At 56.5% G+C, this 19,319-nt stretch carries 17 protein-coding genes; 11 read left to right on the forward strand and 6 right to left on the reverse strand.

Going from position 1 to position 19,319, the window contains the following annotated elements; translation table 11 throughout:
• Positions 1-24: 24 nt before the first annotated feature.
• The 4 genes from lpdA to IEX40_RS07430 all read left to right on the forward strand — a co-directional run bounded on the left by lpdA (position 25) and on the right by IEX40_RS07430 (position 4,098).
• Positions 25-1,464 (forward strand): dihydrolipoyl dehydrogenase, encoded by a 1,440-nt coding sequence (gene lpdA, locus IEX40_RS07415; protein WP_188746874.1) that lies wholly within the window; start codon positions 25-27, stop codon positions 1,462-1,464.
• A 129-nt stretch (positions 1,465-1,593) separates the two neighbouring features.
• Positions 1,594-2,760: an ADP-forming succinate--CoA ligase subunit beta gene (gene sucC, locus IEX40_RS07420; protein ID WP_188746876.1), complete on the forward strand. Its 1,167-nt coding sequence runs from the start codon at positions 1,594-1,596 to the stop codon at positions 2,758-2,760.
• Positions 2,760-3,641, forward strand: a complete 882-nt coding sequence (gene sucD / locus IEX40_RS07425) for a succinate--CoA ligase subunit alpha (RefSeq protein WP_188746877.1) — start codon at positions 2,760-2,762, stop codon at positions 3,639-3,641. The genes sucC and sucD overlap by 1 nt, the downstream gene beginning before the upstream one ends.
• Positions 3,642-3,825: 184 nt before the next feature.
• On the forward strand, positions 3,826-4,098 hold the full coding sequence (locus tag IEX40_RS07430) for a c-type cytochrome (RefSeq protein WP_188746879.1): 273 nt from the start codon (positions 3,826-3,828) through the stop codon (positions 4,096-4,098).
• Between the two features lie 32 nt (positions 4,099-4,130).
• On the opposite strand, the gene IEX40_RS07435 is transcribed toward IEX40_RS07430, so the two are convergent.
• On the reverse strand, positions 4,131-5,357 hold the full coding sequence (locus tag IEX40_RS07435; RefSeq protein ID WP_188746881.1) for an EAL and HDOD domain-containing protein: 1,227 nt from the start codon (positions 5,355-5,357) through the stop codon (positions 4,131-4,133).
• Between the two features lie 346 nt (positions 5,358-5,703).
• On the opposite strand from IEX40_RS07435, the gene IEX40_RS07440 reads away from it, so the two are divergent.
• The gene (locus tag IEX40_RS07440; protein ID WP_188746883.1) at positions 5,704-6,603 is read left to right on the forward strand and encodes a GGDEF domain-containing protein; all 900 of its coding nucleotides are present in this window, start codon (positions 5,704-5,706) and stop codon (positions 6,601-6,603) included.
• Between the two features lie 140 nt (positions 6,604-6,743).
• Here IEX40_RS07440 and hisC read toward each other — a convergent pair whose 3' ends face one another.
• Complete coding sequence (gene hisC / locus IEX40_RS07445) at positions 6,744-7,817, reverse strand: histidinol-phosphate transaminase (protein ID WP_188746885.1); 1,074 nt, start codon at positions 7,815-7,817, stop codon at positions 6,744-6,746.
• Positions 7,818-8,046: 229 nt separating this feature from the next.
• Here hisC and IEX40_RS07450 point away from each other — a divergent pair, with 229 nt between their 5' ends.
• The gene (locus tag IEX40_RS07450; protein WP_188746887.1) at positions 8,047-8,817 is read left to right on the forward strand and encodes a GGDEF domain-containing protein; all 771 of its coding nucleotides are present in this window, start codon (positions 8,047-8,049) and stop codon (positions 8,815-8,817) included.
• Between the two features lie 22 nt (positions 8,818-8,839).
• Here the strand turns inward: IEX40_RS07450 and IEX40_RS07455 are convergent, their stop codons facing one another.
• Positions 8,840-9,319: a MarR family winged helix-turn-helix transcriptional regulator gene (locus tag IEX40_RS07455; protein WP_188746888.1), complete on the reverse strand. Its 480-nt coding sequence runs from the start codon at positions 9,317-9,319 to the stop codon at positions 8,840-8,842.
• 284 nt (positions 9,320-9,603) lie between these two features.
• On the opposite strand from IEX40_RS07455, the gene ectA reads away from it, so the two are divergent.
• The 4 genes from ectA to IEX40_RS07475 are packed head-to-tail and all read left to right on the forward strand — an operon-like array spanning position 9,604 to position 13,348.
• Positions 9,604-10,122: a diaminobutyrate acetyltransferase gene (gene ectA / locus IEX40_RS07460; RefSeq protein WP_188746890.1), complete on the forward strand. Its 519-nt coding sequence runs from the start codon at positions 9,604-9,606 to the stop codon at positions 10,120-10,122.
• A gap of 31 nt (positions 10,123-10,153) precedes the next feature.
• The gene (ectB, locus tag IEX40_RS07465) at positions 10,154-11,428 is read left to right on the forward strand and encodes a diaminobutyrate--2-oxoglutarate transaminase (protein ID WP_188746892.1); all 1,275 of its coding nucleotides are present in this window, start codon (positions 10,154-10,156) and stop codon (positions 11,426-11,428) included.
• Positions 11,429-11,487: 59 nt separating this feature from the next.
• The gene (locus IEX40_RS07470) at positions 11,488-11,895 is read left to right on the forward strand and encodes an ectoine synthase (RefSeq protein ID WP_188746894.1); all 408 of its coding nucleotides are present in this window, start codon (positions 11,488-11,490) and stop codon (positions 11,893-11,895) included.
• Positions 11,888-13,348 (forward strand): aspartate kinase, encoded by a 1,461-nt coding sequence (locus tag IEX40_RS07475; protein ID WP_229680638.1) that lies wholly within the window; start codon positions 11,888-11,890, stop codon positions 13,346-13,348. The genes IEX40_RS07470 and IEX40_RS07475 overlap by 8 nt, the downstream gene beginning before the upstream one ends.
• A gap of 117 nt (positions 13,349-13,465) precedes the next feature.
• On the opposite strand, the gene IEX40_RS07480 is transcribed toward IEX40_RS07475, so the two are convergent.
• Both IEX40_RS07480 and IEX40_RS07485 read right to left on the reverse strand, forming a co-directional pair.
• On the reverse strand, positions 13,466-13,657 hold the full coding sequence (locus tag IEX40_RS07480; RefSeq protein WP_188746896.1) for a PA3496 family putative envelope integrity protein: 192 nt from the start codon (positions 13,655-13,657) through the stop codon (positions 13,466-13,468).
• Between the two features lie 246 nt (positions 13,658-13,903).
• Complete coding sequence (locus tag IEX40_RS07485; protein WP_188746898.1) at positions 13,904-15,637, reverse strand: PHA/PHB synthase family protein; 1,734 nt, start codon at positions 15,635-15,637, stop codon at positions 13,904-13,906.
• A 434-nt stretch (positions 15,638-16,071) separates the two neighbouring features.
• Between IEX40_RS07485 and IEX40_RS07490 the strand changes: the two genes are divergently transcribed.
• Positions 16,072-18,807 (forward strand): bifunctional acetate--CoA ligase family protein/GNAT family N-acetyltransferase, encoded by a 2,736-nt coding sequence (locus IEX40_RS07490; RefSeq protein WP_188746900.1) that lies wholly within the window; start codon positions 16,072-16,074, stop codon positions 18,805-18,807.
• A 55-nt stretch (positions 18,808-18,862) separates the two neighbouring features.
• On the opposite strand, the gene IEX40_RS07495 is transcribed toward IEX40_RS07490, so the two are convergent.
• Positions 18,863-19,153, reverse strand: a complete 291-nt coding sequence (locus IEX40_RS07495; RefSeq protein WP_188747694.1) for an ArsR/SmtB family transcription factor — start codon at positions 19,151-19,153, stop codon at positions 18,863-18,865.
• Positions 19,154-19,319 lie beyond the last annotated feature (166 nt).

The following is a 19,319-nucleotide window of genomic DNA, read 5'->3' on the forward strand; positions in this document are numbered from 1 at the left end:
TGAACAGACAGACAGGATTAAGTGATGTCAGATAAATTTGATGTAATTGTTATCGGTGCAGGGCCTGGTGGTTATGTGGCGGCTATTCGCGCTGCCCAGCTGGGTTTGAAGACTGCTTGTGTCGAGAAGTGGGTTGACGAAAAAGGCACCGCAGTCCTTGGTGGTACCTGTTTGAACGTGGGTTGCATACCGTCCAAGGCGCTGCTGGAAACCACGCATAAGCTGCACGAAGCTCAGCACGGTTTCGCCGCTCAGGGTATCGTTGCCGATAATGTGCAGATCGATACCAAAAAGATGGTCGAGCGCAAAGACCAGATCGTCAAGAACCTGACCGGTGGTATCGGAGGTCTGTTCAAAGCCAACGGCGTTACCCTGTTGCAGGGTACCGGTAAGCTGCTGGCGGGCAAGCAGGTCGAAGTTACCGATAAGGACGGCAATGTCTCCGTTCATGGTGCCGAGAACGTGATTCTCGCGTCCGGTTCTGTGCCGGTCGAGATTCCGCCGGCTCCGCTGACCGAAGGTCTGATTCTGGATAACGCTGGTGCACTGGATATCACCGAGACGCCGAAGCGTCTGGGTATCATCGGTGCGGGTGTTATCGGTCTCGAGATGGGCTCGATCTGGGCGCGTTGCGGATCCGAAGTTACCGTGCTTGAAGCGATGGACGATTTCCTGGCTCTGGCCGATATCGATGTCGCCAAGGAGGCCAAGAAACTGCTGACCAAGCAGGGGCTGGATATCAAGCTGGGTGCACGTTGCACCGGTACCGAGGTCATCGATGGTAAAGAGGTGAAGGTCAAGTACACCGACACCAACGGCGATCAGGAGATCGTCGTCGACAAGCTGATCGTAGCAGTCGGCCGTCGCCCGCAGACCAAGGGACTCCTTTCTGAAGATTCCGGCGTCAAGCTGGATGAGCGCGGTTTCATCTTCGTTGATGAGAACTGTCGCACCGACGCACCGGGCGTCTACGCGATCGGTGACTCCGTTCGTGGCCCGATGCTGGCACACAAGGCCTCGGAAGAGGGCATCATGGTTGCAGATATCATCGCTGGCCATAAGGCTGCGATGAACTATGACTGCATCCCTAACATCATCTACACCTTCCCGGAGCTGGCCTGGGTAGGTAAGACTGAGCAGGAGCTCAAGTCTGAAGGTGTTAAATATAAAGTCGGCAAATTCCCGTTTGCGGCGTCTGGACGTGCGATGGCAGCCAATGCCACTGACGGCTTCGTCAAAATGATCGCAGATGAAGCGACCGACCGCATACTGGGCGTGCATATGGTAGGTGGCATTGCATCCGAGTTGATCGCTCAGGGTGTGATCGCTATGGAGTTCGCCTCCAGCGCCGAAGATCTTCAGCTTACTGTTTTCGCTCACCCGACAGTAAGTGAAGCGGTGCACGAGGCGGCGCTGGCCGTGGACAATCACGCCATCCATATCGCCAACCGTAAAAAACGTTAAGTACTGAGGGTTGCATTACGCGGGTCGGGCCAAAAGCTCGTCCCCTGTGTGATAGCACTGATGAAAGCGCACGGCGCCGTCTACTCATGGCGCCGTGTATGAACAACCGACACAACAACGGATTAGAGCATGAACCTTCACGAGTACCAGGGTAAACAGCTGTTTGCCGCCTATGGTCTGCCGGTTTCCAAGGGAATCGCGGTGGATACTCCGGAAGCAGCAGTAGAAGCAGCCAAGCAGATTGGCGGAGACAAGTGGGTCGTCAAGGCTCAGGTACACGCCGGCGGCCGCGGTAAAGCGGGCGGCGTGAAGCTGGTCGACTCCCCGGAAGAAGCTAAGGCCTTCGCTGAAAAGTGGTTGGGTCAGCGTCTGGTCACCTACCAGACAGACGCCAACGGACAGCCGGTTTCCAAGATCCTGGTTGAAACCTGCACCGACATCGCCAACGAACTCTACTTGGGCGCTGTCGTAGACCGCTCCAGCCGTCGTATCGTCTTCATGGCCTCCACCGAAGGCGGTGTTGAGATCGAGAAGGTTGCCGAAGAGACTCCAGAAAAGATCCTGAAAGCAACCATCGACCCGCTGACCGGCGCGCAGCCCTACCAGGGCCGTGAACTGGCGTTCCAGCTGGGCCTGAAAGGCGACCAGATCAAGCAGTTCGTCAATATCTTCCTGGGTCTGGCGAAGATGTTCGAAGAGAAGGATCTGGCCCTGCTCGAGATCAACCCGCTGGTCATCACTGACCAGGGCAACCTGCACTGCCTGGATGCCAAGGTCGTGATCGATGGCAACTCCGTGTACCGTCACAAAGATCTGCAGGCGATGCACGATCCGTCTCAGGACGATGCCCGTGAAGCCCGTGCGGCAGAGTGGGATCTGAACTACGTGGCGCTGACCGGTAACATCGGTTGCATGGTTAACGGCGCAGGCCTGGCCATGGGTACCATGGATATCGTATCCCTGCACGGCGGCTTCCCGGCCAACTTCCTCGACGTAGGCGGTGGTGCGACCAAGGAGCGTGTTACCGAAGCGTTCAAGATCATCCTCGAAGACAGCAAGGTTAAGGCCGTTCTGGTCAACATCTTTGGTGGTATCGTTCGCTGCGACCTGATCGCCGAAGGTATTATCGGTGCAGTCAAGGAAGTGGGTGTAGAAGTACCGGTTGTGGTACGTCTGGAAGGTAACAACGCAGATCTTGGCTCCAAGCTCCTGTCCGAGTCTGGCCTGGATATCATCGCCGCAACCAGCCTGACCGATGCGGCTCAGCAGGCGGTTAAAGCAGCGGAGGGTAAATAATGTCCATTCTGATCAACAAAGACACCAAAGTTATCTGTCAGGGTTTCACTGGTGGTCAGGGTACCTTCCACTCTGAGCAGGCGATCGCATACGGCACCAAAATGGTTGGCGGTGTAACCCCGGGTAAGGGCGGTACCGAGCACCTGGGTCTGCCGGTTTTCAACACCGTCAAAGAAGCGGTAGAGGCCACTGGTGCTGAAGCATCCGTTATCTACGTTCCGGCTCCCTTCTGCAAGGATTCCATCCTGGAAGCGGCTAATGCTGGCATCAAGCTGATCGTTACTATCACCGAGCACATCCCGGTTATGGATATGCTGCAGTGCAAGGTGAAGTGTGACGAGCTGGGCGTGCGCCTGATCGGCCCGAACTGCCCGGGTGTTATCACTCCGGGTGAGTGCAAGATCGGTATCATGCCGGGCCACATCCACCTGCCTGGTAAGGTTGGTATCGTATCCCGTTCCGGTACCCTGACGTACGAAGCGGTCAAGCAGACCACTGATGCAGGCTTCGGTCAGTCCACCTGTGTCGGTATCGGTGGTGACCCGATTCCGGGTTCCAACTTCATCGATATTCTGGCCATGTTTGAGCAGGATCCGCAGACCGAAGCGATCGTTATGATCGGTGAGATCGGCGGTTCGGCTGAAGAGGAAGCGGCTGCCTTCATCAAGGCCAACGTGACCAAGCCGGTGGTTTCCTACATCGCCGGTGTGACCGCACCTCCGGGCAAGCGCATGGGTCATGCCGGTGCGATCATCTCCGGTGGTAAGGGTACGGCAGACGAGAAGTTCGCGGCGCTGGAAGATGCTGGTGTGAAGACCGTGCGTTCCCTGGCCGATATCGGCAAGGCACTGTCGGAAGTTACCGGCTGGTCTATGAAGTAAGGGTTTTATCCCTGGATAAAAAGGCAGCTTCGGCTGCCTTTTTTGTTATAAATCATGAGCTATTGATTCGGCTGAGTATAAATGTTTTCTAACGGAGTCATTTCTGCTTTGATAGGCAAAAAGTCGCCAGTCGTGGAGTTGATAACGCATGAATAGAGTATCAGTCTTAATCATATTGAGCGCGATGCTAGTACTGCCCGCTCAAGCATCGCTTGCACAAACCGCAGAAGAGACCGTTGTTAAGCATTGCCAGTCCTGTCATAACGCAGGACTGGGCGGTGCACCAGCGCTTGGCGACAACGCGGCCTGGGCGCCCCGGTTGGATAAAGGGGTGGATGGCATGTTGGCGACAGTGCGTGCCGGCAAGGGAGCGATGCCGCCCAAGGGTACCTGCATGAGCTGTAGCGACGATGAGTTGCGTGCAGCTATCGAGCACATGATCGCAGGCGTTCGCTAAGCCTTTCGAAGGTCCAGGGCCAACGGAGTCCGTCAGTCGCTCATTGAGTCCAGCTGCGACATGGTGTCATTGACCCATTCAAGGCTGGCAATATGGCAGCGTTGATATAGCGGGTGATCCGATACGTTCAGTTGGCTCCACTGTCCGTCGTAGTAGGCGCATACATTGGTCAGCAATGTACCCAAAGATCCGCTGCCGTCGCGAACAGCGGCGGTTATCTGATCGCTGACGGCTATCTGACGCAGCAGTTGCTCTTTTTCTATGTCGAGAATGGCGTCCAGGCGGCTCAGCAGGCCGCAGAGGAAGGCGCTGTTTGGTGGCATCTCTGCGCTTTTAAGGTTTTCTGCCAGCAGCTCGCACATTTTGGCCAGCACCAGTGTTTCTCTAACCAATTCTGACGGCTTTCTGCTTTGGCCGGAAAGTGCAATCAACGAGATCCACTTGCGAATCTCGGCAAGTCCCAGGATAACCAATGCTTCCTTGATGTTCTCGATATTGCGTTGCTGCGACAATGCGGCCGAGTTGACGATTTTGAGCAATCGGTAGGTAAGGCTCGGATCCTGTCCAATCAGAGCGACCAGTTTTTCAGTATTGGGTTCGGCATTGTTCAATTCGGCCAAAAGCTGCAACAGTACCGTCTCATTGCTGTCCAGCCGTCGGCCCTCGACGATCTCAGGTCTGCGCAGAAAGTAGCCCTGAAACAGCTTGAAACCGAGATCGATACACTCGCGCAACTGGTCGTAGGTTTCAATCTTCTCCGCCAACATCGTGAGCGGAAATCGCTTTAGCTGTCTGACCGTGTAACGTACATCCGGCATCCCCAGGGCGAGTATGTCGACTTTAACGATGTCGGCCAGGGCCAGCAGTGGATCGTACTGCGGTGAGTATATAAAGTCGTCGAGAGCAATCCGGTAGCCCGCCGCCTTGTACCGTTTAACCGACTCGATCAGCGTGTCGTCGATGGTTACGTCCTCCAGCACTTCTATCACCAGTTGGCGATGAGACATTGCCGGCAGGGAGTCTGTTTCAAACATCTCGCGGGGAAGATTAAGGAAGGCGGGTAGTTGGCGGCGCTCCTGATTGGCGATGATGCTGGTATAGGCGTTCACCAGTACGTTCGAAGTGGCTTGGTGGCCGTTGAACACATTGGCGATCTCTCTTTCGTCGTCCGAACGGTATAACAGCTCGTAGGCAACCACCCGAAGCTCCTTGTCGAAGATCGGCTGCCTAGCCATTAGTACCTGTGGCTGCTCTGGCACTATCAGACTCCCTGTTCATATAGTGATCTGTCGCAACAATATCACAATTACTCGTTCACGCTAGGTTGCTGCTAAGATTTACCGGTAACCAGGACTGTACGCTTGATCGACAATGCTAAGGGCGTCCCTCGCCTGCAGTGTTGCACTTGGCACCATGAGCATGGGGGCGTTGGTTGGCTTACCCGGTGCGGGCGCCAAGGCTGTCGGGGGAACGGTTCACGGTCATGGGTGCGGCGAATAACACTTTGATCCACAGAGATAATCCGGTAATTTCTGGGATAGCCCTTGGTGAAGGGGGCTGAGGCTCATGAAGTTCATTGGGATATGGAGCGCGGGGAGAGTCGTGATGACGCAAGAGGTCGAAAATCGGGCTGAGCGGTATGAGGCAATACTCGAGGTGTCTCGGGACCTGCTGATGGTGCTTGATGGCGAAACGGTGGTCATGTGTCGGGCGGGTGAGTCGGAATGGCTCAATGAATCGATTGTCACCGGGAGAGATCTGGAGACGCTGCTTGCCGAGGATCTCCTGGCTAAAATTCGTGCTGTTATTGCGCTTGCTCAGACTACACCGGGCTCGGTGCAATCGCTCGAATACGTACTCCGCCCGGAACAATTGCCGATGTTGCACGAAGCGGGTCTGCGCGAACCCATCTGGTACGAGGCGCGCTTCATCGCCACTCCGGCTGGTGAGCTGATCTGGAGTGCGCGAGATATCAACGAGCGTAAGAAGCTGCAGCGTAAAGTCACCAACCAGGCACAACGGGACCCGCTGACCGGGGCGTACAATCGCCGCGCATTGCTGACGGTCATGGAGCAAACGGTTGCGCAGGCTCAGCGGTATGATTGGACCTGTAGTGTGTTGCTGATCGATGTGGATGACTTCAGCAGTATCAATGAGCAGCACGGTTGGGATGCTGGCGATCAGATGTTGCAGCAGATCGTGACAGGGTTGTACAAGCTAAAGCGCACCGCCGATTTTCTGGCCCGTTACGGTGATGACCAGCTGGTGCTTTTCCTGCCGGAAACCAATCATGAGCAGGGGCTGGCGGCAGCGGAGCGAGTGCGGCGCCTGATTCAGGAGTTGGAGATGCCATACCCCACCGGGGAGTTGCGCTGCACCGCGAGTGTGGGTGTAGCGGGCATGCGGGGGATTGAGGATAGTGCGTCCGAGATGCTAAAGCGCGCGGAGGAGAGCCTGTTCATAGCGCGCAATAGCGGTGGCAATAGGGTGGAGGGCGAAGCCTGAGCTCGCTGGAGGCGTTTTGTCACCGTTTTGGGACTGTGACTAGCGTCATGACAAGCAATGGCTGGAAAGCCTGGCTGGTAAGGCACAGGCTTTCCAGCTCCTGCAAGCTGAGCGTGGCGAGCAGGCGGCAAGGTGTGCAATCAAGTTGTGTGTGAGATGTCCGGATGTGTTTCCAGCGCGGATACCAAGCGTTTCATCTCCTCATCCGTTCCGATAGAGATCCGTAGAAAATCCGCTATCGCAGGCTTGTTGAAATGACGCACGAGAATCTTGCGTTCACGCAGATAGCTCATCAGCTCAGCACCACCCAGTTGGCGATGGCGGGCGAATATAAAATTGGTGCTGGACGGCAGTACCGAAAAACCCAGCTCCTCCAACCGCTTAGCGCTACGATCCCGAGTTTCGATAATCTGTTCGCAGGTGCGTGTAAAGTACTGCCGATCGGTCAAAGAGGCGCAGGCCGCTTCAATCGCGAGCATATCCAGCGGGTACGAGTTGAAGCTGTTTTTAACCCGCTCCAGGGCGTCGATCAGCTCCGGGTGCCCGAACGCGAAGCCGATGCGCAGACCGGCAAGTGAGCGTGATTTGGAGAAGGTCTGCACCACCAGTAGATTTGGGTATGAGGCAATTAGCGCTTTTGCGCTCTCACCGCCAAAGTCGATATAGGCTTCATCGACTAATACCAGGCTGTCGGTATTGCGCTTCAGTAGTGCCTCGATCTCTTCGAGCCCGACGGCGATCCCGGTGGGGGCGTTGGGGTTGGCAAATATGATACCGCCGTTGTCGACGGGGTAGTCGCTCAGGCGAATGCGAAACTGGTCGTCGAGCGGAAGTTTGCGGAAATCGATATCAAACAGGTTGGCGTAGACATCGTAGAAGCTGTAACTGATCTCCGGCATCAACAGAGGGCGTGGCTGACGGAAAAACGCCATAAACGCCAGTGCTAATACCTCGTCAGAGCCGTTGCCAACGAACACCTGCTCCTGGGTCAGGTCGAACTCCAGCGCCAGTGCGTCTTTCAATCGACTGGCGTTGGGGTCTGGATAGAGGCGCAGACGTTCGGTGGAGAAGTGCTTGAGAGCATCCGTAACAGCTGGAGAGGGCGGATAGGGGTTTTCGTTGGTATTCAGCTTGGTCAGTCCCTCGATGCGAGGCTGTTCGCCTGGCGTATAGGGCTCCAGTGACTGAATGGCGGGGCTCCAGAATCTGTTCATTGCGGATCGCTCGGCTTGGGCTGTGTGCGCTTAAAATAGAGCAGGCAAGGATAGCAGAGCTGCCAGAGGTGGAGAAGCATCTGTTCTCGCGCTGTTCCTCTTGTGCTGGCGTCATGGAGGGCGACTATAGTTGAGTCAGCGTCTCTGTACCTGGAGGGATTGTGGTGATTACGCCCGGCGCTGATAGAATTGCGCGGGGTTTTCTGACGACCTGTCTATTGGAGTAAGTTTGCGTCAATTTAAACACAAGTATCTTGATGCTCGGCGCTTCGGCAGTGAGCTGTTGCTGGCCGCTTTGCTGTTTCTGTCAGTGTACCTGATCTCATCGGAACTGGATCTGGCTGATCGCCTCTATGCCTGGACGCGCCGTTTTGAATCGGTAAATCTAGACGAGTTTCTGATCAGTTTGTGCCTGGTTGGTCCGTTTTATCTGGTGCTTTTTGCCTACCGCCGTTTGCTCGAGATTCGTGCGCTGGTGGAGGAGGCCAATACCGATGTCTTGACCGGTATCCTGAATCGGCGGCGCGCCATGGATGTGCTGTCGGGTGAGGTGCGCCGGGCGCATCGTTACAGGCGGGATCTGTCGGTCATTCTTTTCGATATCGATCATTTCAAAGATATTAATGACGTCTACGGTCACCCGGTGGGCGATCAGGTGCTGCGGCAGTTTGCTGCCCTCGCGGCCAGTCGGATACGTAACCTGGATCTATTGGCGCGCACCGGTGGTGAGGAGTTTATGGTGATTGCGACTGAGACCGCAGGCAAGGGCGCTGCCGAACTGGCCGAGCGGCTACGCATAGCGATCGTATCTACCAATTTGGGTGTCGACCGGACCGTGACCGCCAGCTTCGGGGTGTCACAGCTGCGTCCGGGGGAGAGTTTTGCGGCTCTAATGCAAAGGGCGGACGAACGTCTTTATTGGGCCAAGCGTGAGGGGAGAAATCGGGTGGCGGGGCCGGCTTCACAAAGTGCGGTTCAGCCCCCTGGTAACGCCTCTTGAGTTGGATTGTGGCGTGAACGTCTTAAAGCATGTGGCGATCGAGAGCGCCAATGTCGAGCATTGGTGCGGCATCGATTTGATCGGCTTCCAATAGTTCCGAAACATGTTCGAGCGCCGCTATTACCATCGACTGTTCCCACTCTTTCAGGCCGGCGAACTTTTCTACAAATCGGTCCTGCAGCGTTGTCGGCGCTGATTTCAGCAGCTCTATGCCGGCCTGTGTTGGGCAGGCAAGAACCTTGCGTTTATCGCTCTGGCTGCGCTCCCTTTTCACCAGTCCTTTCAGCTCCAGCCTGTCGAGGATGCTGGTCACTGTCGCCTGGGCCAGATTCATCTTCTTGGCCAGTACGCCGATGGTGATCGAGCCCTCGGTGTCGAGTGTCTGCATGGTCATCAGCTGAGGCATGGTCAAGCCTGTCATGCGGCTGAGTTGTTTGTCGTGCATATCGGTTACACGAATGATCTGGCGCAGCAGCACCAGTACTTCCTGACTTCTAGACATTGGAATCCGAGGGTTGTCTGACGGGGCAATCAAATTCTGTAGCGGGTTTTTAGCCTGATTTGCAAACCATCGCAATAGAAAGCTGGAATTATGTCGTAAAAGTATTGTAGCGCGATGCAATGTAAAATGACATCTTTTATGTGTATTAATCTATTAAGTATATGATAAATAAAGATTATAAAATATTAGCTCGATTAGTGTATCGATCGAGCTTGTGGTTGATTAATGCTCACCAATATGTTTTAAAATAAAAAGCATCGTAAAGCTAAGCAATCAGGGATGCTATGGATACCCATAAGAAAATTCACTTCCGGAAGCCGAGGGCTCAAGACGGTGCCGAGGTTTTCCGACTCATTGAACGTTGCCCCCCTCTCGACACCAACTCTATGTACTGCAACTTGCTGCAGTGTGGTGATTTTGCCGATACCTCAATCGCTGCTGTCGACGACAGTGGGAAATTGGTGGGATTTATCTCCGGTTATCGCCCGCCCGAGCGACAGGACACCCTGTTCGTTTGGCAGGTCGCTGTTGATCCCGCGGCTCGCGGTCAACGACTAGGTAATCGCATGTTGATGGCGCTGGCTGACCGGCTGTCGGATGACGGTGTTCACTACATCGAGACGACCATTACGCCCGACAATCAGGCGTCCCGGTCCATGTTCGCGCGCTTCTTCTCCAGGTTGAGCGCACCCGTCGAGGAACGAGTTCTGTTCGCACGGGAAGAGCATTTCGATGGCGCTCATGAAGATGAGGTGCTGTACCGCGCGGGGCCGTTCAAACTCGCCGTTGCACTGGCGTCTTGAAGCAAATCACTCACTCAAGCAGGAGTTTGTAATGAATATTTTTGAGCAGGTTGAGTCTGAAGTACGTTCCTATTGCCGTTCGTTTCCAGTCGTTTTCAACCGGGCCCAAGGGGCTGAGCTCACTACCGAGGAAGGGCGGACCTATATCGATTTTCTGGCTGGTGCCGGAACGCTCAACTACGGTCATAACCATCCTGAGCTCAAGGAAGCGCTGATCGATTACATCAGCTCCGAGGGGATCACCCACGGCCTGGATATGCACTCGAGTGCCAAGGCGCGCTTTCTTGAGGCGTTCCACGAATGGATTCTGAAGCCGCGTGGAATGGAGTCGTTCCGCGTGATGTTCACCGGTCCTACCGGTACCAACGCCGTCGAGGCGGCGATGAAGCTGGCGCGCAAGGTAAAAGGCCGCAGCACCATCGTCTCCTTTACCAACGGATTCCATGGTTGCAGTGGTGCAGCCCTGGCAGCGACCGGTAACCAGCATCACCGTGGTGCCATGGGGACCTCGCTCAATGATGTCTTTCGCATCCCGTTCGACGGCTATCTCGGCGAAGGCGTCGACTCCACCGAATATTTCGAGAAGCTGCTGAGTGATCCGAGCAGCGGACTGGATCATCCGGCAGCGGTTATCGTTGAGACCGTGCAGGGCGAGGGTGGTCTGAATGCCGCCAGTGCCGAATGGCTGCGTAATCTGGAAGCGGTGTGCCGTCGTCATGACATGCTGCTGATTGTCGACGATATTCAGGCTGGTTGCGGACGCACCGGCAGCTTCTTCAGCTTTGAGGAGATGGGTATTCACCCCGATATGGTGACGCTATCCAAATCTCTTAGCGGTTACGGCCTGCCGTTTGCGATCCTGACCTACCGGGATGAGCTCGATATATGGGAGCCGGGTGAGCATAACGGTACCTTCCGTGGTAACAATCTCGCCTTTGTGACCGCAGCCAAAGCGATTGAGCTGTTCTGGCGTGATAGCGAGTTTGCGGATGAGGTCAAACAGAAAGCACAGCACCTGCGTAACGGGCTAGAGCGTCTGATTCGCCGCTACGGCCAGAACAGCCTGACGCTCAAGGGACGCGGCTTGATGAGCGGCATTGAGTGTCCGGATGGTGAAATGGCGGGCGAGGTGATCCGCGATGCTTTCCAGAACGGGTTGGTAATCGAAACCAGCGGCGCACATGACCAGGTCGTCAAGTGCCTGGTACCGCTGACCATCAGCACGGCGCAGATCGATTTCGGTCTGGGGGTTTTGGATAAAGCCTTTGCCAAGGCGGCTGCCAAGCGCGAGCGCAAGGCTTCGTAAGCGGACAGCGGGTTAATTCGACATACTTTCCTTTAAAGCCTCTGGAACAGGATACTGACATGATTGTACGTACGCTGAAAGAGTGTGCAGAAAACGGCCGCAAGATCTTTTCTGAGACGAATACCTGGGATAGCACACGGCTCTCTTTGAAAGATGATGGTATGGGCTTCTCCTTCCATATCACCAATATCTACCCCAACTCTGAGACCCACATCTGGTACCAGAATCATCTGGAAACCGTCTACTGCATCAGCGGCTCCGGCGAGGTGGAGACTCTGGCTGACGGTAAGATCCACAAGATCGAGCCCGGTACGGTCTACATTCTCGATAAAAATGACCGCCACCTGCTGCGTGGCGGTCCGGATGGGATGCAGGTCGCCTGTGCCTTTAACCCGCCGCTAAATGGGAAGGAGGTGCATGATGAGAATGGCGTCTATCCACTTGAAGCGGAGGTCGTTAATGCCTGATCGGAAGCGGGCTGCAGCGGGATTGCATAGCGTAGAGAAGATCGGCGGTACCTCCATGAGTCGATTCGCCGAGCTGATGGACACGATCCTGATTGGCGGACGCAAAGGAACCGATCTGTACCAGCGGATCTTCGTTGTGTCTGCCTACGGCGGGATGACCAATCTGCTGCTGGAACATAAGAAATCAGGAGAGCCTGGCGTTTACGGGCGTTTCGCCAACGGTGAGCAGGAAGCAAGTTGGCATGAGTCACTCGACGGCGTTCATCAGCGTATGCTGCAGATGAATGCCTCCCTGTTTGGTGCGACCGAGGCCTGCAAGCGGGCGGACGCCTTCATTACGGAACGTATCGAAGGCGCGCGCAGTTGCATGCAGAACTTGCAGGCGCTGTGTCGTTACGGCCATTTCCAGCTCACCGATCATCTGATGCGAGTACGTGAGATGTTGGCGGCGATCGGCGAGGCCCACAGTGCTCACAATACGGTCCTGGCGCTGCGTGATGCCGGAGTGAATGCTCGCCTGGTCGATCTCAGCGGCTGGCATGAGCCGGAGCCGCGGCCGTTCGAGGATATGCTCGAGCATCACCTGAATGATATCGATCTCGCCACGGAGTTGCCGATCGTGACCGGCTACACCCACTGCAAGGAGGGGTTGATGCGGACCTTCGATCGCGGCTACAGCGAGATGACGTTCAGCAAGATCGCCACCCTGACCAAGGCCAGAGAGGCGGTGATTCACAAGGAGTTTCATCTCAGTACTGCCGATCCCGGTATCGTGGGTCTGGATCGTATCGTCACCATTGGCCGGACCAATTACGATGTTGCCGATCAGCTCTCCAATCTTGGTATGGAGGCGATCCATCCCAAGGCGGCGAAAGGGCTGCGCGAGCTTGGTATCGAGCTGCGCATCAAGAACGCGTTCGAACCTGAGCATGCGGGTACGCTGATCAGTCAGGATTACTGCAGTGTCGAACCCTGTGTCGAGATCATCGCCGGCCGAACCGGAGTGGTGGCGCTGGAGGTGTTTGATCAGGATATGTTGGGCGATATCGGTTATGAGATCGAACTGCTGCAGCTGTTGCAGCAGCTCAAGCTATCCGTCATCAGTCGGGATTCCGATGCCAACAGTCAAACCTACTACCTGTCCGGCACACGCAAAATGATCAATCGGGCGGTGCGCCTGATCGGCGAGCGCTACAGCGGCGCAGAGGTGCAGCTGCATCGTGTCGCCATCGTGTCGGCGATCGGCTCGGATCTGAAAGTCTCGGGCATATTGGCGCGCACGGTGTCGGCGCTATCCGACGCCAACATCAGCGTGCAGGCGCTGCATCAGTCGGTACGTCAGGTCGAGATGCAGGCGATCGTCCGGGAAGAGGACTACGAGAGTGCCGTGAAGGCGATGCATCACGCACTGATCGAGAAAGAGGAACATGGCGACGTCATCTGTGCCGCCTGATCCAGGGTTGCATTGAGCCGGGCAGCCTACGCTTGGCTGTCATCCAGGCAGCTCTTAAGCAGAACGGCCCGCTGGCGTTGGACGCGAGCGGGCCGTTTCCGTTTCAGATGAAAGGGATCAGATACGGTCGTCGTAACCGTCGCTGATCTGACGTGCCAGTGCTCGCTCCTCCATCAGATCTTCAATCTGACGGCGGCGTTTGCCGTCGTAGCGCTGGCGGGTCTGTGCCACTTCATCATCGTCTGTAAGCTGTTCGCTCCAGTCATCCAGGTCGTCCAGAGATTGATCGACGCGAATTTTGGTGCCCATCGGCGGTATTCTCACGCTTAAAGTTAGCAGTACGCAGCATGCTGCGAATTCCTCGTTCAAGAGTGAAAAACGCGGTCCGCACACGCTCGTATTCGATTCGCGTTTTCCATACCTCTCTGGCGCGAATATAGATCAGCTTCGGCAAAACCAGAAAATTGATTTTTGCTATCGGATTTATGAAAAAAACGTTTTTTGATCTATCGTTCAATTTGCCCGAGAGTCCCACCGTATGGGCGCTTCAGCCTATCACTTCTCGAAAACGTACAGCCCCGGCGCAGCACAGATCGGTGCGTATCCGGCATCCGTATTTCCCATGGACGGTGGCTCGGTTTGCGCTCCCGAGCGTTCCGCAAGCCATGTGCTCCACGGCTCCCACCAGGACCCTTCCTGCTTGGCATAACGATTGAGCCACTCGTCGGGGGAGATGTATTTGTCTTCAACCCGGTTCAGCGCCAGGCGGTAACTCCGCCTTGGATGGCCCGGCTCGCTGACGATGCCCGCGTTATGGCCGCCGCTGGTAAGTACGAAGGTGAGGTCGGTCCGCACCAGACTGTGCAGTTTGTAAACCGAGCGCCAGGGAGCAACATGATCCTTTTCGGTGGCGACGCAGAAGATCGGTACGCGAATATCGCGTAGCGAAACCGGGCGATCGTCAACGATGAAACGCCCGCTGGCCAGGTCGTTGCGCAGGAACATGCGCTTCAGGTACTGGGTATGCATCTTGTACGGCATGCGGGTGGAATCGGAGTTCCAGACCATCAGGTCGTTCATGCTCGGACGCTCGCCGAGTAGGTATTCGCTGACGATGCGTGACCAGAGCAGGTCGTAGGAACGCAACAGGGTGAAGGCGCCCGCCATCTGGCTGGTGTCCAGATAGCCTCTATCCCACATCATATCTTCCATATAGCTGAGCTGGCTCTCATCGATAAACAGCATCAGCTCGCCGGCATCGGTAAAGTCGGTCTGCGCAGTAAACAGGGATATGGACGCCAGTCGCTCATCTTCGTCCCGGGCCAGTGCGGCGGCGGTTGTCGCCAGTAACGTACCTCCGAGACAATAACCGGCGGCGTGCACCTTGCGTTCGGGTAGGATGGCATTGATCGCCTTCAATGCGTCACGCACGCCACGGTTGATATAGTCCTTCATCGCCAGGTCGCGATCTTCGGCATCCGGGTTGTGCCAGGAGATCATGAATACGGTGTGACCCTGTTCGACCAGGTAACGCACCATCGAGTTATGGGGTGAAAGATCAAGAATGTAGTACTTCATGATCCACGCCGGCACGATCAGGATCGGTTCGGCATATACACTGGCGGTTTTCGGGCTGTACTGGATCAGCTCGATCAGGTTGTTACGGTAAACGACCTGTCCTTCGGTGACGGCGAGGTTCTCGCCAACACAATACTCCTTGCACTCCCGTGTGCTGCCCAGCGTATAGGCCTGAAGGTCCTCTAGCAGGTTCTGCAGCCCCTGGTACAGACTATTGCCTGCGGTTTCGACGGCACGGTTGATGATCTCGGGGTTGGTTGTCGGGAAGTTGGTCGGTGACATCATGTCCAGCCACTGGCGGGCGGCAAAGTACACCACATTCTCATGGTGTCGGCTGACGCCAGGAATGCCGGTTGTGGCATAGTGCCACCACTGCTCGTGCAGCAAGAATCCCTGAGCAATGGTATTGAACGGGAAATTCGACCAGGCCGGTTTATCGAAACGGCGATCCTGCGTTCTCGGTTCGATCAGCGGTGGCAGGTTAGGATCGCTGGCGGCGCGGGCACTCCAGACCAGGTAGGCTTGATGCTTGCGCACAACGTTTTCCATCAGCTCGCTGATCTTGCCTGGCGAGTGTCCCAGGTGGATCAGCCAATCCAGATAGGCCAGTGTGAGCGAGGCCGGTGATACGCCTTGCGTAAACCTGCCTTCCAATGCGTGGATTACGCGATCGACGCTATTCTTGAGCTCGGTAAAGCGGGTCTGGGACATGCAACTGGACTCCCTGCTCCTGGCTGTGTGGGCTAAGCTTCTTTTTTGGCCGTATTCGCGGATGCTGCTGAAAGCCGGTGGTTCAAGGTTGGCAACCGCGCGTTACGCCATGATGGCGACGGCTGTCTATCCTTAATGGAATGACTGTCGGCGGGACGGCGCGAGGCGTCCTGCCCACTCGCTTAGTGGTGAATAGCTTAGTGGTGAATCAGCCCTGGATCCAGATTGCGCGCTGCACAATACGCAATGAGGCGCGTCATTGGGGTGGTAACCGCCCAGGTGTATCGCTTCACGCGATTCCACTGTAGAGATGAAAGGTGGGCTCAGATCATGGATCTGAATTTTTGCTGCAACTGCGAAGAGATATCATTGGATTCCTGATCCACAGTCAGACATATTCCTAATATCAGTCGGATGAATGCAGGAACTGTCGAGTGTCTACCCGGTATTTGAAGCGCTTCTTTAAGCCTCGGTCGATTGCGGTATTCGGAGCTTCCGAGCGAGAGGACAGCATGGGTGGTATCGTGCTGAGAAACCTTCTCGATAGCGGCTACGAAGGCACGTTGATGGCCGTGAACTCGAAGGGATATGACCGCGTAAACGGCGTCGCCTGTTACGTGGGTGTCGCCGAGTTGCCGGAGATGCCGGACCTGGCGATTATCTGTTCCCCCCCTGACGCCGTCGCGGGCATCGTGCGCAAGCTTGGCGCCAACATGGTAAAAGCGGCGCTTATCCTGACCGGAGGGCTGTCACTGCATCAGAGCAGTCATGCCCGCGCCCTGCGTGAAGAGGTGCGCGAAGCGGCGAAGCCCTACGGTATCAGAATCCTGGGACCGGACTGCATGGGTATGCTGGTGCCGGGGTCGAAGCTGAATGCCAGCTACTCGCACGTCAATATCCTCAAGGGCAAGGTGGCCTACGTTGGTCAGTCGGGGCTGTTGGGGACGGCGATGATCGACTGGGCCAATGGTCAGGAGATCGGCTTTTCCCACTTTCTGACGCTGGGTGATGGCGTCGATGTGGATCTGCCCTCGATTATCGATTATTTGGCCCGTGATCCTTGGACCCATGCCATATTGCTGCAGATGGATCGGGTGATCGGCGATGCGCGCAGCTTCGTCTCGGCGATTCGTTCGGCGTCGCGTAACAAGCTGGTGCTGGTGCTGAAGTCCAATATCATCCAGGATGCCGAGCATCGGCTTGAGCTCGCCCCCGGTATTGCCGACCCCGACCTGGTATACGATGCGGCGCTACGCCGTGCCGGCGTGGTCCGGGTTGAAACGGCGGATGAGCTGTTTAATGCGCTGGAAACCCTGTCCCGTATGAAGCCGATGCGTGGCGAGAGACTGGCCCTGGTGTGCAACGGCATGGGGCCAAATGCATTGGCGACCGATCGGTTGCTGCGTAAGGGCGGCCAGCTTGCCAGGCTAACCGAGGAGACCGAGCAGCAGCTGCTTGAGCTGTTGCCCCCGGAGGCGCGAATACAGAACCCGGTCGACCTAAACGCCGATGCCGATCCGCAACGCTTTGCCGAAGTGACCCGTCTGTTGACCAAGGACCCCAATGTGGACGCGGTATTGGTGATTCATGCGCCAACCCGTCTGGCGGCCAGCGTCGATACCGCGGAAGAGGTGATCAAGATTGCGCGCAAAACCCCCCGCAACGTGCTGACCTGCTGGATGGGGCGTTTCTCCGCGATTGCTGCGCGCAATGCCTGCAACTCAGCGGGGATTGCAACCTTCCTGACGCCGGAGGAGGCGGTCAACGCCTTCATGCACATGGTGGACTACCATCGCAATCAGCAAGTGATGCGCCAGACGCCGGCGCCCATTCAGCAGCAGAATACGCCAAACCGGCGTCGAGTCGGCGAGCTGATTACCGCCGCCAAGGAGGTGGGGCGGGACTATCTGCATCACTCTGAGGTCTCAGAGCTGCTCAATCTGTATGAGATCCCCACGGCGAATACGCGCTATGCCGAGGATATCGCCGGCGTGGTGGAGTGCGCCCGGCAGATGGGCGGCTCTGTGGCGGTCAAGGCGCTGCACAGCTCCAACGTCTATCCGTTCAGCTATGACGACAGCGCGCATCAGCGTTGGCACGACCTGGCGCTGGATCTTTACTCCATCAACGAGGTGCGTCATGCCACCACGAAGCTGGCGTATCGAGTGGGTGAGCTGTACGCCTCCGACCAGATGTTCGGCTTCGCCGTTCAGCAGATGAAACGTGGTTTCCAGTCGCTGCAGATCAACGTCGGTATTACACGCGATAAGGTATTTGGGCCTTTGCTGGTGTTTGGTGTCGGTGGCTACACCGTGGACGTGCTGGCTGATCGCAATATCATGCTGCCGCCGCTGAACCTGGCGCTTGCGCGGGAGATGGTGAAACGCTCACGGGTTTATCGCATCATCGCGGAGAACAGCTATCAGGTGGAGCGCGATGTCGATCAGCTGAGTGAGCTGCTGTTACGCCTGTCTGACCTGCTGGTGGACCTGCCCGAGCTCTCGACGTTGGAGATCAACCCGCTGCTGCTGAACAAGCGTGGCCTTTTGGCGGTGGACTATTCGGCGTCGGTTGCCGAGCCGGGGCGCCTGGCGATCAGCCCCTATCCCGAACATCTGACCGAGCAGATTTTACTGAAACGCTCAGGGCGGCCGGCGACGTTGCGGGCGATTCGCGGCGAGGACGAGCCGGCGCACCTGGAGTTTTACAACCGGTTGAGTCCGGAATCGATTCGCCTGCGGTATTTCTACAGCCGCGGTGTACCCACCCATGATGAGCTGGCCAACTGGACGCAGATCGATTACGACCGTGAGATGGCGTTTATCGTCTCGGCTCCGCGTCTTGACGGCAAGGGCTGTGAGACGCTGGGGGTAGCCCGGGCGGTAACCGATGCGGACAACGTGCGCGCTGAGTTTTCGGTGGTGATTCGGGATGATCTGCAGGGTGAGGGGCTGGGCGTGATCCTGATGCGCAAGATCATCGATTACTGCCGTTCCCGCGGAACGCTGGAGCTTTCCGGATCGACACTGACCACCAATAAAGGGATGCAGGCGTTGGCACGCAGGTTGGGCTTCCGTATAAGCTATAACGCCGAGGAGGAGGTCGTGGAGATGAAGATGCTGCTCAACGAACCCGCGGAGGATTGGCAGATCTATCGTCTGCAGCAGTGAGCACGCCTGCTAGGTCACTTACCAGGACGGCAGCCCCCAGAAAAGTGGCTCTCGCTCAGGGCAGCGTTTCCGGGCAGTACATTTCGTGCAGGGTTCTGATCAGCCGTTTGGCCGTATCACCTTCGAGAGAGTAGTAGATGGTCTGTGACTCGCGGCGGGTTTTAACCAGGCCATCCTTGCGCAGCACGGCAAGATGCTGGGACAACGCGCTCTGGCTCAGATCCAGGCAGCGATTGAGTTCGCTGACCGACAGTTCCTGGCCGTCCAGATGGCAGAGAATCAGCAGACGGCTGTCATTGGCCAGCGCTTTCATCAATTGTGCCGCACGTGAGGCGTTTGCCTTCATCAACTCAAGTGTGGGGTTTTCAGGCTGTATGTTACAGGCGATGGGCTGCTCGGATACTTTGCTCACGGACGGTCTCCCCGGCGGCGGTGCATTTGCATAGTCTTATTGGAGTGTCGATACAGCAACAGCGGGTGTTTGGCTGGGGAACGCATTCGCCACGCAGAGT

This window comes from Marinobacterium zhoushanense (genome assembly GCF_014641945.1).
Lineage (GTDB): Bacteria > Pseudomonadota > Gammaproteobacteria > Pseudomonadales > Balneatricaceae > Marinobacterium_D > Marinobacterium_D zhoushanense.